Genomic DNA, 13,871 nt, shown 5'->3' on the forward strand with positions numbered 1-13,871 from the left:
CGAATCGGCCTCCCGGCGCGTCACCGGAAGTCACGGGAGGACTGGCGGGCCTGGAGGGCGTCGCCGGTGCCGGGCAGGACGGTGTCGAGGGTCTCAACGCGGTCGGCGACGAGGTTGGTGACGCCGTCCTGGCGCTCGACGACGCCGCGGATCACGACGGCGACCTTGTTGCGGGCGGCCTGGCGGTGGGCCTTCATCACGCCCGGGGAGCAGACGACGTTGAGCATGCCGGTCTCGTCCTCGAGGTTGAGGAAGGTGATGCCGCTGGCGGTGCCGGGGCGCTGGCGGTGGGTGACCAGCCCGGCGACGTGGACGCGGCGGCCGGCCTCGGTGGTGGACAGCTCCCCCACCGACCGGATCCCGGCCGCGGTGAGCTGCTCGCGGAAGTGCTCGACCGGATGGACGTCGGTGGAGATGCGGGTGGACCACAGGTCGGCGAGGGTCACCTCCATCGCGCTCATCCCGGGCAGCGACGGTGGCGCGGGGGCCGGGGTGCTGCCGGGCAGCTGCCCGTCGTGCTCGGCGTAGCCGGCCATCCAGATCGCCTGCCGGCGGTCAAGGCCGAGGGAGTCGAAGGCGCCGGCGGTCGCCAGCGCCTCCAGCTGGGCCGTGGTCAGCCCGGCCCGGCGGGAGAGGTCCGGCAGGTCGGCGTACGGCGCCGTGGCGCGCTCGGCCACGATCCGCTCGGCGAGCTCCTTGCCGATCCCCTTGACCGAGTCGAGGCCCAGGCGCACGGCCAGCCCGTCGTCGTAGCGGTGGCGGTCGGCGCCGTGCGGCGGGCACGGCTCGAGCCCGGCCTGGGCGCCGGAGCAGGCGATGTCGGGCGGCAGCACGCTCACCTGGTGCCGTCGGGCGTCGGCGACGAGGGACTGCGGGGAGTAGAAGCCCATCGGCTGGTTGCGCAGCAGGCCGGCGAGGAAGGCGGCCGGGTAGCGCAGCTTGAACCACGACGAGGCGTAGACCAGCAGGGCGAAGCTCAGCGCGTGCGACTCGGCGAAGCCGAAGCCGGCGAAGGAGAGGATCTTGACGTAGATCGCGTCCGCGCGGTCGCCGGTGATCCCCTTGCGGGCCATGCCCTCGTAGAGCCGGCCCTTGACCTTCTCGATCCGTTCGACGCCGCGCTTGGAGCCCATCGCGCGGCGCAGCAGGTCGGCGTCGTCGGCGGTGCAGTCGCCCAGCGCGACCGCCATCGCCATCAGCTGCTCCTGGAAGAGCGGGACGCCGAGGGTGCGCCCCAGGATCGGCTCGAGCAGCGGGTGGTCGTAGGTGACCGGCTCGCGGCCCATCGCGCGGCGGATGTAGGGGTGGACCGCCCCACCCTGGATCGGCCCCGGGCGGATCAGCGCGATCTCGATGGCCAGGTCGTAGAAGCGGCGCGGCTTGAGGCGCGGCAGCGTCCCGATCTGGGCGCGGGACTCGACCTGGAAGACGCCGATGGAGTCGGCGCGGCAGAGCATGTCGTAGACCTCGGGCTCCTCCTTCGGGATGGTCTCCAGGGTCCAGCGGCGTCCGGTGTGCTCCTCGATCAGCCGCATCATGTGGTCGAGGGCGCCGAGCATGCCGAGGCCGAGCAGGTCGAACTTCACCAGCCCCATCGACTCGCAACCGTCCTTGTCCCACTGCAGCACCGTGCGTCCGGGCATCCGTGCCTTCTCGATCGGGCACACCTCGCCGATCGGGCGCTCGGTGAGCACCATCCCGCCGGAGTGGATGCCGAGGTGGCGCGGGGCTCCCATCAGCTCCTCGGCGAGCCCGGCGACCTGGTCGGGGATGCCCAGGCCCTTCTCGACCTCGCTCCCCCACCCGTCGATCGACTTCGACCACGCGTCCTGCTGGCCGGGCGAGAAGCCCAGCGCCTTGGCCGCGTCGCGCACCGCCATCCGCGGCCGGTAGCTCACGACGTTGCACACCTGGGCGGCGTTGCGGCGGCCGTAGGTGTCGTAGACCCACTGGATGACCTCCTCGCGGCGGTCGGAGTCGAAGTCGATGTCGATGTCCGGCTCCTCCTCGCGGTGCTGGGAGATGAACCGCTCGAAGGGCAGGTCGAAGTAGACCGAGTCGATGGCGGTGATGCCGAGCGCGTAGCAGACCGCGGAGCTGGCCGCCGACCCCCGGCCCTGGCAGAGGATCCCCCTGCTGCGGGCGAAGGCGACGATGTCGTGGACGATGATGAAGTAGCCGGCGAAGTCCTTCTGCAGGATCACCTGCATCTCCGCATCAACCCGCTGCCGCGCCTTCGCCTCGAGGTCGCGGCCGGCGTAGCGCTGGGCGAAGCCCTGCTCGACCAGGTGGCGCAGGTGCTCGCCGGCGGTGCGGCCCTCGGGGATGCCCTGCTTGGGCAGTCGCGGCGAGGCCTTGCGGAGGTCGAAGGCCAGCTCCCGCGCGAGGACGACGGACCGGCCGACCACGTCGGGACGGTGGCCGAAGCGCTCCAGCACCTCCGCCCCGCTGCGCAGGTGGGCGCCACCGGACAGGTCGAGCCAGCCCTCGAGCTCGGCGATGCTGCGCCGCGCCCGCACCGCCGCCATCGCCGCGGCCAGCCGCCGGCCGTCCGGGGTGGCGTGGTGCACGTTGCCGGTGGCGACCGCAGGCAGGCGCCGGTCGTCGGCGATCCGGGCCAGCAGCTCGTTGGTCTCGTCGGCGCCGGGCAGGTCGCTGGTGATCAGCTCCACGACGACGTGCTCGCGGCCGAAGCGGTCGACGAGCCGGTCGAGCTCCTCGGCGGCGGCGCGCGGGCCGTGGGTGGCGAGCGCCTGGCGCACCGTGCCCTTGCGACAGCCGGTGAGCACCAGCCAGTACCCCCGGCCGCGCTCGGCGAGCTCGTCGAGGTCGTGCACGGGGCTGCCCTTCTCCGGTGCACGCAGCCCGGCCTCGGTGATCGCCCCGGAGAGCCGGTGGTAGCCCTCGACCCCGCGGGCCAGCACCAGCAGGTGGCTGCCCTCAGGGTCGGGCACGCCGTTCTGGGTGCGGGCCAGGCCCAGCGACAGCTCGGCGCCGTAGACGGTCGGCAGGTCGTAGTCGCGCCCCGCCTCCGCGAACAGCGGCGCCCCGGCGAACCCGTCGTGGTCGGTCAGCGCCAGCGCGTACAGCCCGAGCCGGGCGGCCTCGCGGACCAGGTCGACGGGGCTGCTCGCCCCGTCGAGGAAGCTGAAGTGGCTGTGGCAGTGCAGCTCGGCGTACGGCGTCGCGTCGGACGGCCGGGCGATCTGCTCCGGCTCCTCGCGCGGTCGCTTGCGCCGCGAGACGGGTGCCTCGAAGGCCGGCGCCCGCCCGGACAGCCGCCGCTCGATCTCCCGCCACGGGACGGGTGGGTTGTTCCATCCCATGACCCGATCCTAGTCGAACACCTGTTCGACAGGAACCCGGCTGCGTGGCCTGGCCCACGGCGTGCGTATCACGCTGGGGGCCGTGGTTCGCCGAGACCTCGCCGCTCCCCTACGGTTGGACCGTGAAGGCGTTGCTGCTCGAGAACATCCACCCTGCTGCCGTCGAGTACCTGGAGGGCCGCGGCTACGACGTGGACCTCCGCGCGGGGTCGATGTCCGAGGACGAGCTGGTCGCCGCCCTGCCGGGTGTGCAGCTGCTCGGGATCCGCTCCAACACCAACGTCACGGCGAAGGTCCTCGACTCGGCGCCCGACCTGCTCGCGGTCGGCTGCTTCTGCATCGGCACCAACCAGGTCGACCTCACCGCGGCCGCCGAGCGCGGCACCGGGGTGTTCAACGCGCCGTACTCCAACACCCGCAGCGTGGTCGAGCTGGTGATCGCCGAGATCATCGCGCTGGCCCGCCGCCTGCCGGAGAAGACCCAGCGCATGCACGACGGCATCTGGGACAAGTCCGCCAAGGGCAGCCACGAGGTCCGCGGCCGCACCCTCGGCATCGTCGGCTACGGCAACATCGGCACCCAGCTGTCGACCGTCGCCGAGGCGATGGGCATGAACGTCGTCTTCTACGACACCGCCGACCGCCCCGCGCACGGCACCGCCCGCCGCCTGCGGTCCCTGGACGCGCTGCTCGCCGAGTCCGACGTGGTCAGCCTCCACGTCGACGGCCGCCCCGGCAACGCCGGCTTCTTCGGCGCCGCGGAGTTCGCGAAGATGAAGCCACGGGCGATGTTCATCAACGCCTCGCGCGGCATGGTCGTCGACTACGACGCGCTGCGGGAGAACGTGCTGTCCGGCCACATCGCCGGCGCCGCGGTCGACGTCTTCCCGGCCGAGCCGAAGAAGCAGGGCGACCCGTTCGACTCCGTGCTGCGCGGCCTCGACAACGTGATCCTCACCCCGCACATCGGTGGCTCCACGCAGGAGGCGCAGGAGGAGATCGGCGGGTTCGTGGCGGAGAAGCTGGCCCGCTTCGCCCTCGAGGGCAGCACCGCGCTGTCGGTCAACCTCCCCGAGGTGCAGCCGGGCGGGCTCACCCCGGGCCACCGGATCGGCTTCCTGCACCACAACGTCGCGGGCGTGCTGGCCGAGCTCAACGCCGCCTTCGCCGACGCGGGCGACAACGTCGTGGCGCAGCACCTCTCCACCCGTGATCGCCTCGGGTACGTCGTCACCGACGCCTCCGAGCCGCTGACGACCGAGGCCGTGGAGACCCTGCGCAGGTCCGAGCACTGCGTGTGGGTGCGCACCTGGTAGTCCCCCTGCCGCTGGACCTGCGGGACCCACTGGCCCCGCTGGGGTCGCATGGCGGGCCTGGGAGCGGGTAGCGCGTCCCCATGGGACGTGACGACGAGCGGATCAACGAGCGCGCCGAGCTCCTCCCCGAGGAGGTGGAGGCGGGCAGCGCGGACCCCGAGGCGCAGGCCGAGGCCATCCTGGCGGAGTCCGACGAGCGGGTCGACGACCCGGAGGGCACCCGCAGCGGGAGCAGCCAGACCCCCGGCCCGGACGGCGCCGCGGGCGAGGAGAACCGTCAGGCCGGCGCGMCCGGCTGACGCAGGATGGTGCGCAGCCTCGCCGGCTCCACCCGGCGGGGATCGCTGAGGTAGACCTCGTGGTGGCGCCCGGTCATCCGCAGGCCCTGGCCGGGGATGAACTCGTCGTGCATGTGCGCGAGCACCGGGCCCTCGTCGTCGTAGGACCCCACGTGGAGGGTCTGCACGCAGGTGCCCTCCTCCAGCAGCTCGAGCCGGACCCGGTCCAGCGCCACGGGCGGGTCCTTGCGACCCACCTCGACCAGCGCGGCGTCGTACAGCTCCTGCGGGACGTGGTCGGGAACCATCAGCATCACCGTCCAGCTCCAGCGTGACTTGTCGCGCGCGGAGGTGAACACGGCCATGTCGTCGGCCCACCACAGCGCCTCCAGCGGCGGGACGACGTAGTCGTGGTCGAGCTGCTTCTTGCTGGCGAACTTCACCTTGTACGCCACCGGGTAGAGCGCGGCCAGGGCGTCGGCGTACGCCGGTGCGGTGTTCGGGTCGCCCTGCCCGTCGACCATCAGGTAGCGCAGCGGCGGCACCTCCAGGACGCGGAGCTCCCCGCGCCTGGCCCGGTAGCAGTCGAACTCCTTCTTCGGGTCGGTCTTCACTGTCGGACCCCTGGATGATCATGGACCAGCGCCGGACCTCCCGGCGCACACGGGACAACTGTGCCCGAACGAACCCTGAGGTGGCGACAGTGACCGACGGTGCCCGAGCCGCCGGTGGTGCACGCCGTCGGGCAGGCCAGGGCCGGTGGCTGGCGTGCTGGCGCGCCGGAGGCCGGGCAGTACCTCTAGTCGGACGCCGCCGTCGCTAGGATCCTGCCGCCTGCCGGCGGAGGTCCCGGCGTCGCCCTCCGGGAGGTTGCTCCATGTCCGCACGTCGTCCCTGCGCTGCCGGCAAGGTGGCGGGAGCCGCGCTCCTCGCCGCGGCGCTCGCCATCCAGCCCGTGCCGACGTCTGCCGCGACGCCCACCGTGACCGGGTCGTTCGACGCCGGCGGCTTCCTCTACCGCCACAGCAGTGCGACGTGCCCCGCGACGGCCGCGGGCGACACGACCACGGCCCCCGTCGCCCTGCCCGCCGACGGTGCGTGGCACACGACGACCGGGGGATCCGGCGTGCGTACCTACGCCGGCACCCGGTGGAGCCGGTCGGTGTCCACGACCGCGCGGATCACCCGGGACGCTCGCGGTGGCGTGCGCGTCGACGTGCGCGCCAACGCCGCGTCGTCGATCAGGCCCAACCCCACGGCCACCTGTGGCTTCGACGACGAGGTCGCAGGGACCGCCGAGGTCGAGGTGACGCTGCCGGTCGCGTCGTGGGTGGTGGCGCGGAGCCGCGTGCTGGACCAGGCCGGGAACGGGCAGGCCCACGGCCACGTCGGCGTCAGCAACTGGCCCGGCCCGCTCCGCCTCGACGTCACCACGGGCGGCACGACGAAGCCGAAGAGGTTCCCCGCCGGCACCTACGACGCCACCTTCTACAGCGGCGCCCGTACCTCGGTCTCGACCGGCACCACGGCCGCGAAGGCCCACGACGCCACGGTCCTCAGCTCGGCGACCTTCATGCCTGTCGGCACCCGCCGCACCCTCCGCGGCAACGGCCGATCGCTCCTCGTCCCGGGCCACCGTCGGTGCGCGACCCACAGCGTCCGGGTCGCCTTCAGCGCGGCCCTGCGCGCCCGGGCCCGCGCGATCACGATCACCGTCGACGGCACCCGTCGCGTCCGGCTCACCGGGAAGGGGGTGGACCGGTCCGCGCTCGTGCTGCGCAAGGTCGCGCCGCGGACCGCGGGCGTCGTGCGCGCGAGCGTCGTGCTCCGGTCCGGGGCGCGCAGGACGATGACGACGACCTCCTGGCCCTGCACCTGATCCCTGCCGGGCCCTACCCGAGACGGCGGGCGATCTCGTCGAGGACGCCCTTGCGGCTCTTCCCGGCGACCTCCTGCTCGCGCAGCCGGCGCAGGTCGGCCGCGTCGAGCCCGTCCAGCTGCTCCTTCGCCTGCGCGACGGTCAGCGTCGACAGGTCGGGCAGCGCACGACCGGTCGACGCCCGACGCCCCGGCACCCGGATCGGGGCGCTGCGCACGGTCTGGGAGACCGTCTCGGCGATCCGCCCGGCGGTCGCGCGCACCGGCGCGGTCGCGGTGGCGGTGATGCCGTCGAGGACCTGCAGCAGCGTCTGCGAGTAGGCCCGGCTGGCGCTGAGCAGCTGGGACACGAGGTTGTCGGCCTCGGCGCGCGACAGCGACCCGCGGGCCACGAGGTCGTCGACGAGGTCGTGCAGCCGGCTGGTCTGCACGGTGACGCTCTGCTCGAGCGCACCGCGCAGCGCCTCGAGGTTCCGTGCGACCAGGTCCGCCGGGTTGCCGCTGCGCGCCATCAGGTCACCTCCGGTTGCGTGTCCTCGCAGGGTAGACCGGATCTCAGTCGGGGGCGACGACCACGGTCCAGGCGATCGCCTTGGCCGAGGACACGCTCGCGGTCGCCGAGCGGGCCGCCCACGGACCAGCGGGCACCGGGCCGCCGTCCGCCACGACCGCGGACACCTGGCCGTTCCCGCTGCCGCCGCTGCTGGTCCGCCGCGCGGCGAGCCCGCCCGGGAGGGTCCACGTCGCCGTGGCGTTGATCTTGGTCGCCCACTGGTGGACGACGCGCGACCCGCTCGTCGCGACCGTCGTCGCCGGCGCGGCATGGCTGGTGCCGGAGCCGGTCTCGACCTGGGCGGTCGCGCTGGTGGCCGCGCCGCCGTCGTACACGACCAGGGTGGCGTCGACCTTGCTGGTGGCGTCGAACGTGACGCTCACCGTCGAGCCTGCAGTGCCGGCGACGGCGGTGCGGGTGTAGACCCACGAGCGCACGTCGGTGTCGCTGGCGGTGCCCAGCAGCGTCCAGCCGGCCGGGGTGGTGGCCGTGCCGAGCCGGTTGATGGTGACGAACAGGACGAGCACGTCGCCCACCTCCGTCGCCGCAGGTACGACGACCGGGGCCGTCGTGGAGTTGCGGGTCGTGCCGCTCGACGCCCGGTGGGTGACCGCCGTGCCGCCGGGGCTCGAGGTGGCGGTGACCTGGACGGTGGTCGTGGCGGTCGCGCCGTCGTCGTCGGTGACGGTCAGGCCGACGGTGTAGGTGCCTGCGGAGGCGTAGGTGTGGGTGGGGTTCGGGCCGGTGCCGGTGGTCCCGTCGCCGAAGGTCCACGACCAGCCGGTGACGGTGCCGTCGGTGTCGGTGGCGGTGGTGCCGGAGAAGGAGCAGGCCAGCTGGTCGCACGACCCGGTGGCGCGGGCCACCGGCGGCTGGTTGGCCGGCGGCGTCCCGGTCGAGGAGATCGCGACGGAGAACTCGGCGCCGCCGCTGACCTTGCGGGCGTCGGCGAGCCCGGTCACGGTGACGGCGGACGCGCGGCTGGTCACGGTGCCGTCGCCCAGCTGTCCGGAGGTGTTGTGCCCCCACGCCCGCACGGTGCCGTCGGCGAGGGCGGCGAGGCCGTGGTCCCGCCCGGAGCCGATGCTGACCGCCCCGGTGACGCCCTGGACGAGGACCGGGCGGGTGCGCTGGGTCTTGGTGCCGTCGCCCAGCTCGTTGCGGTAGTTGCGCCCCCACGCGGCCACCTGCCCGTCCGCGCGCAGCGCGTAGGAGTGGTGCGCACCACCGGCGACCATCGTCATCCCGGTGGCCACCTGGACCGGCGTGGTCCGGTCGGTGGTGGTGCCGTCGCCGAGCTGGCCGTAGGCGTTCCACCCCCAGGCCCACACCGAGCCGTCCGCCCGCAGTGCGAGGCCGTGGTCACGGCCGCCGGCGACCTGCACGACGTCGGTGAGGCTGCCGACCCGCACCGGGGTGGACCGGTTGGTGGTGGTGCCGTCGCCGAGCTGTCCGTCGCCGTTGAGGCCCCATGCCCACACGGATCCGTCAGTGCCGATGGCGTAGCTCATGTCGCGGCCGGCAGCGACGTACGCCCAGGTCCGGGTCCCGCCGATGCGGACGGGCCGGTTGCGCGTGGTGGTCGTGCCGTCGCCGAGCTGGCCGGCGTGGTTGTAGCCCCAGGTCCACACCGACCCGTCGCTGCGCAGGGCGAGCGAGTGGTAGTGGCCGGTGGAGACCTGGACGACGTCGGTGAGGCCGCTGACCGTCGCGGGCGTCGGGCGCTGGCCGCCGGTGGTAACGCCGCCCAGCTGGCCCATCTGGTTGCTGCCCCAGGTGACCACGGTGCCGCCGGCGCGCAGGGCAACGGCGTGCTCGCGGCCGGTGTGCACGTCCACCGCGTCGGTCAGCCCGCTCACGGGTGCGGCGAGGCGGTGCGCGGTGGTGGTGCCGTCGCCGAGCTCGCCGAAGGCGTTGCCGCCCCACGCCCGGACCGTGGCCGGGGGCACCGGGGAGGGGGCGGACTCGGCCGCCGGGAGGGGGCCGGCGACGAGCGCCGCGACGAGGGCGACGAGGAGGCAGGTGACGCCGAGGACGAGGGTGAGCAGCCGCGAGCGCTCCGGGTCGCGGTGACCCCACGGTGCCAGGTGCATGGCTGTTCCTCCCTCGGGCTCCCTGCTCCGAGGCTAGGAATTCCGCGGCCGCCCCGCGTCATCCAGATTGGGCACCTTCGCGACGCTCAGGCGTCGGCCACCGCCGCGGCGAGCTCGGCCCGGGAGCGGACGCCGAGCTTCGTGTAGACCTTGCGCAGGTGGTACTCCACGGTCTTCGGGCTGAGGAAGAGTGCGGCCGCGGCCTCGCGGGTGGTGCGTCCGTCGGACAGCAGCAGCGCGACCTGCAGCTCCTGCGGGGTCAGCGCCGCGACCCCGCCCAGCGCGCGCTCGGGGACCCGCTCCCCGGTCAGGTCGAGCTCGGTCGCGGCGAGGTCGGCCCACGGCTCGGCGCCGAGGTCGGCGAAGACCGCGAGGGCGGCGCGGAGGTGCTCGCGGGCGTCGACCCGGCGACCGGTCCGGCGCAGCCGTTCGCCGTACGCCAGCTCCGTGCGGGCCGCCTCGAACAGGTCCGGGGTGTCGCGGTGCAGCACCAGTGCCTCGGCGAACAGGTCGTCGAAGTCGTCGGCGACCATCGCGCTCGCGCGCCGGGCCCGGGCGGCCGCCCACGGCTGCCCCTCGGCGTCGGCCGCCGCGAGGTGCGGCGGCACCAGCAGCCCAGCCTCCTCGGTCCGCCCGAGGCGCACCAGCGCCGCCACCAGCTCCGGCACGGGCGAGATGTCCGGGTCGGCCATCTCGTGCTGCGACTGCAGCTCCTCCGCCTCCCGCAGCGACACCAGCGCGGCGCCGGGATCCGGCGCCGCGAGGGCCAGGTCGCCGAGCGCAAGCAGGCACCAGACCTCCGCTGCGCGGATGTCCCGGCTGCGGGCGAGGCGGCGCGCCTCCCCGGCGTGCGCCCGGCACTCCTCCGCGCGCCCGGTGCGCGCCTCCAGCCAGGCCAGGCCCGCCAGGCACATGGCGAGCTCCGCGGTCTGGCCGGTGTCGCGCGCCAGCCGGATCGCCTCGGTGTAGTCCGCCGCGGCACGGCGCCAGCCGTCGCTCGTCGCGCCGTCGCGAGAGACCTGGAAGAGCAGCCCCGGCATGGCGCCGACACCGGCCCGGTCCCGGGCCTCGGTGACCCGCTTGCGCAGCTCGTGCCCGGTGCCGACGTCGCGGATAAACAGCGGCGCGTACATCAACCACGAGGACCCGCGGGGGTCGACCGCGAGCCCCGGCTCCTCCGCGAGCAGGGGTACGGCGGCGCGCAGCTCCGCCCTCCCGCCGGTCCCGGCGAGCACCCTGGCCACACCGAGCGCCAGGGTGCCCAGCGCCCGGGCCCGACGGGTGGTGGCGTGCGCCAGCGCGGCCGTCACCTCGTCCACCAGGCGCCGGCTGACGGCTCCGTCGCCGAGGAAGAAGTTGGCGTGCATGGCCTCGGCCAGGAGCAGCACCCGCTCGTCGACGTCGTCGACGTCGTCGACGGCGTCCGCGGCCTCCTCGAGCAGGGCGATCCCGTCCTGCAGGGAGCCGCTGCGCACCGCGATGGTCGCCCGCAGCGCCAGCACCCGGGGCTCCCCGGCGGCGCCGTCGAGCAGGGCCAGGGCCCGGCGCGGGAGCCCCGCGCTCCAGGCCGTCTCCGCCGCCGTCAGCAGGCGGGCGTCCCGGTCGCCGCCGCGAGTGCTGAGGAGCCCTACGCCCGCGAGTGGCTCAACGCCCAGGCCGCAGGCGGTTACGTCGCCTACGACCCCGCCACCACCACCTACACGCTGCCGCCGGAGCAGGCGGTCGCCCTCACCGTCGAGGACAGCCCCGCCTTCCTGCCGGGCTTCTTCCAGATCGCGCTCGGCACCGTGCACGACACCGCCGACGTCATCGAGGCGGCCCGCAGCGGCGCCGGAGTCGGGTGGCACGAGCACGACACCGACGTCCACGTCGGCTGCGAGCGGTTCTTCCGGCCGAGCTACCACGCGCACCTCGTCGCCGAGTGGTTGCCCGCGCTCGACGGTGTGGTCGACCGGCTCCAGCAGGGCACGACCGTCGCCGACGTCGGCTGCGGGCACGGCGCCTCGACCATCCTGATGGCGCAGGCCTTCCCCGCCTCGCGCTTCGTCGGCTCCGACTACCACCCCGAGTCGATCGCGGTCGCCCGGGAGCGGGCCGCCGCCACAGGCGTCGCGGACCGGGTGAGCTTCGAGGCGGCTCGGGCCGACGGCTTCACCGGCGAGGGCTACGGACTGGTCACCATGTTCGACTGCCTGCACGACATGGGCGACCCCGTGGGCGCCGCCCGGCACGTGCGCAGCCGGCTGGCCGACGACGGCACCTGGATGGTGGTCGAGCCGATGGCCGGTGACCACGTCGAGGACAACCTCAACCCGGTGGGCCGCGCCTACTACGGGTTCTCGACCCTGCTGTGCACGCCGTCCTCGCTCTCGCAGGACGTCGGGCTGGCCCTGGGCACCCAGGCCGGACCGGGACGGATCGCCGCAGTCACGACCGCGGGCGGCTTCACCCGGTTCTCGCGGGTGGCGACGACGCCGTTCAACCAGGTCTTCGAGGTCAGGCCCTGACGGCGGGCCCGGTCAGGAGCACACTGGACGACGAGGGAGGCGGACCCATGGCGAGCAACCAGCCGACAGGCCAGCAGGCGGGCGTGGCACGGCACCGCCCGTGCCCACCGGACCGCTCCGGCGTGGTCGTGCGTCACGGCGTGGAGATCGCCTGGGACGTGCACGACGGCCCCGACGGCCCAGACGGTGGTGCCGCCGGGAGCAGGTCGACGATCCTGCTGCTGCCGACGTGGACCATCGTCGACTCGCGGATCTGGAAGCTGCAGGTGCCCTGGCTGGCACGCCACCACCGGGTGGTGACCTTCGACGGGCGCGGGTCGGGCCGCTCGGGCAGCCCGACGGGCGTGGCGGCGTACACCGACGCGGCCTACGCCGCCGACGCCCTGGCCGTGCTCGACGCCACCGGCACCGAGCGGGCGCTGGTGGTGGGCTTCTCCTGCGGGGCCGCGTGGGCCGTCCACCTCGCGGCCGGCCACCCCGAGCGGGTGGCCGGCCTGGTCGCGATCGCACCGTCCTGTGGGCTGTCGGTGCCCAGCCCGGCCCGCGACAAGTTCGCCTTCGACGCGTGCCTCGACAGCAACCGCGGCTGGGCGAAGTACAACGAGCACCACTGGCTGGGCGGCGGGTACGACGACTTCGTCGACTTCTTCGCCCCAGATGCACCACGAGCCGCACTCGACGAAGCAGCGCGAGGACTTCGTCGCCTGGGCCTCGGAGACCGACCCGGCGACCCTGGTCGACACGGTCGCCGGTCGGCTCGGCCTGCACGGCGCCGAGGCCACCCCGCTGGAACCGCTGTGTGCCCGGGTGCAGTGCCCGGTCCTCGTGGTCCACGGCACCGACGACAAGGTGCACCCGGCGGCCATCGGCGGCTCGCTGGTCCTGATGGACGGCGTCGGGCACGCCCCGCCCGCACGGGAACCGGTCCGGGTCAACCACCTCATCGGCGAGCTCGCCGACCGGGTCTTCCCGCGCCCGGTGACGACGACCTGGACCCGCGCACGGGATCGGGGAGGACAGGTAGAGCATGCGCGGGCGACGAGGCGTGGGAGGTCGACCACTTCCTGCACGAGAACCCCGAGCTCGAGAGGTTCCCGTTCGCGTGGATGACCGACTTCGTCGGCTGGCTGCCGATGCCCGACGGTGGCGAGGCGGAAGCCGCGCTGACCGCCGACCACAACGCCGAGATGCTCGAGCAGCGCGAGCGCTACCGGCACCTGCGCGACCGGTCGGTCTTCGTCGGCAACCCCGGCGACGTCGTCGACGCCTCCTTCGGCCCCGGCCTGCCGGGGATCCGGGAGTGGACGCAGGCGCACTTCGACTTCTGCGGCTACGTCCCCGGCTCCGCGCCGCCGACCGAGGAGGAGTCGGCCCGGCTGCGGTCCTCGCTCGGCTACGGCGAGGAGGACGTGGTCTGCCTGGTCACCGTCGGCGGGTCGGGCGTCGGCACGTCGCTGCTGCGACGGGTGCTCGACGCCGTCCCGCTGGCCCGGCGCCTGGTGCCGGGGCTGCACTTCCTCGTGGTCTGCGGACCGCGCATCGACCCGTCGTCGCTCCCCCGGCGCCGCGGGGTGCGGGTCCGGGGCTACCTGCCCGACCTGTACCGCCACCTCGCGGCCTGCGACCTCGCGGTCGTGCAGGGCGGCCTGACCACCTGCATGGAGCTGACCGCGAGCAGGCGGCCGTTCCTCTACGTCCCGCTGCGCCACCACTTCGAGCAGAACTTCCACGTGCGCCACCGCCTCGAGCAGTACGGCGCCGGGCGGTGCGTGCCCTACGAGGACGCCAGCGACCCGGACCTGCTCGCCGAGGCGATCGCCAAGACGGTGCACGAACAGGTGCACTACCGCCCGGTCGAGACCGACGGCGCCGCCCGCGCGGCCGACCTGCTCGCGGCACTGCTCTAGGCCTGCGCGGGCT

General features: G+C 74.2%; 10 protein-coding genes. 5 read left to right on the top strand and 5 right to left on the bottom strand.

What is annotated here, in order from left to right; translation table 11 throughout:
- Window positions 1–20: 20 nt before the first annotated feature.
- Window positions 21–3,326 (bottom strand): error-prone DNA polymerase, encoded by a 3,306-nt coding sequence (locus tag L615_RS10795; protein WP_145725077.1) that lies wholly within the window; start codon window positions 3,324–3,326, stop codon window positions 21–23.
- Between the two features lie 122 nt (window positions 3,327–3,448).
- On the opposite strand from L615_RS10795, the gene serA reads away from it, so the two are divergent.
- Window positions 3,449–4,642 (top strand): phosphoglycerate dehydrogenase, encoded by a 1,194-nt coding sequence (gene serA, locus L615_RS10800; protein ID WP_145725078.1) that lies wholly within the window; start codon window positions 3,449–3,451, stop codon window positions 4,640–4,642.
- 80 nt (window positions 4,643–4,722) lie between these two features.
- Complete coding sequence (locus L615_RS10805; protein WP_145725079.1) at window positions 4,723–4,941, top strand: hypothetical protein; 219 nt, start codon at window positions 4,723–4,725, stop codon at window positions 4,939–4,941.
- On the opposite strand, the gene L615_RS10810 is transcribed toward L615_RS10805, so the two are convergent.
- Window positions 4,920–5,534, bottom strand: coding sequence for a GyrI-like domain-containing protein (locus L615_RS10810; protein WP_145725080.1), 615 nt, complete (start codon window positions 5,532–5,534; stop codon window positions 4,920–4,922). The two genes, L615_RS10805 and L615_RS10810, sit on opposite strands and share 22 nt — an antisense overlap.
- A 263-nt stretch (window positions 5,535–5,797) precedes the next feature.
- On the opposite strand from L615_RS10810, the gene L615_RS10815 reads away from it, so the two are divergent.
- Complete coding sequence (locus L615_RS10815; RefSeq protein WP_028654996.1) at window positions 5,798–6,799, top strand: hypothetical protein; 1,002 nt, start codon at window positions 5,798–5,800, stop codon at window positions 6,797–6,799.
- Window positions 6,800–6,812: 13 nt separating this feature from the next.
- Here the strand turns inward: L615_RS10815 and L615_RS10820 are convergent, their stop codons facing one another.
- The 3 genes from L615_RS10820 to L615_RS10830 form a co-directional block, all read right to left on the bottom strand.
- Complete coding sequence (locus tag L615_RS10820; RefSeq protein WP_028654997.1) at window positions 6,813–7,310, bottom strand: hypothetical protein; 498 nt, start codon at window positions 7,308–7,310, stop codon at window positions 6,813–6,815.
- Between the two features lie 43 nt (window positions 7,311–7,353).
- On the bottom strand, window positions 7,354–9,444 hold the full coding sequence (locus tag L615_RS24590) for a PKD domain-containing protein (RefSeq protein ID WP_145725081.1): 2,091 nt from the start codon (window positions 9,442–9,444) through the stop codon (window positions 7,354–7,356).
- An 86-nt stretch (window positions 9,445–9,530) separates the two neighbouring features.
- Complete coding sequence (locus tag L615_RS10830) at window positions 9,531–10,919, bottom strand: LuxR C-terminal-related transcriptional regulator (RefSeq protein ID WP_145725082.1); 1,389 nt, start codon at window positions 10,917–10,919, stop codon at window positions 9,531–9,533.
- Between L615_RS10830 and L615_RS10835 the strand changes: the two genes are divergently transcribed.
- Window positions 10,806–11,951 carry a class I SAM-dependent methyltransferase gene (locus L615_RS10835; protein WP_261376634.1) on the top strand — a complete coding sequence of 382 codons (1,146 nt, stop codon included), beginning with the start codon at window positions 10,806–10,808 and terminating at the stop codon, window positions 11,949–11,951. The two genes, L615_RS10830 and L615_RS10835, sit on opposite strands and share 114 nt — an antisense overlap.
- Window positions 11,952–11,998: 47 nt before the next feature.
- Complete coding sequence (locus tag L615_RS10840; RefSeq protein ID WP_261376635.1) at window positions 11,999–13,858, top strand: alpha/beta hydrolase; 1,860 nt, start codon at window positions 11,999–12,001, stop codon at window positions 13,856–13,858.
- Window positions 13,859–13,871: the final 13 nt, after the last annotated feature.

The sequence above is a fragment of the Nocardioides sp. J9 genome (assembly GCF_007829375.1).
Lineage (GTDB): Bacteria > Actinomycetota > Actinomycetes > Propionibacteriales > Nocardioidaceae > Nocardioides.

Bases quoted from the DNA above. Each gene is read 5' to 3' on its own strand.
- L615_RS10795 (WP_145725077.1), bottom strand. From the start codon at position 3,326: ATGGGATGGAACAACCCACCCGTCCCGTGGCGGGAGATCGAGCGGCGG.
- L615_RS10815 (WP_028654996.1), top strand. From the start codon at position 5,798: ATGTCCGCACGTCGTCCCTGCGCTGCCGGCAAGGTGGCGGGAGCCGCG.
- L615_RS10820 (WP_028654997.1), bottom strand. From the start codon at position 7,310: ATGGCGCGCAGCGGCAACCCGGCGGACCTGGTCGCACGGAACCTCGAG.
- L615_RS24590 (WP_145725081.1), bottom strand. From the start codon at position 9,444: ATGCACCTGGCACCGTGGGGTCACCGCGACCCGGAGCGCTCGCGGCTG.
- L615_RS10840 (WP_261376635.1), top strand. From the start codon at position 11,999: ATGGCGAGCAACCAGCCGACAGGCCAGCAGGCGGGCGTGGCACGGCAC.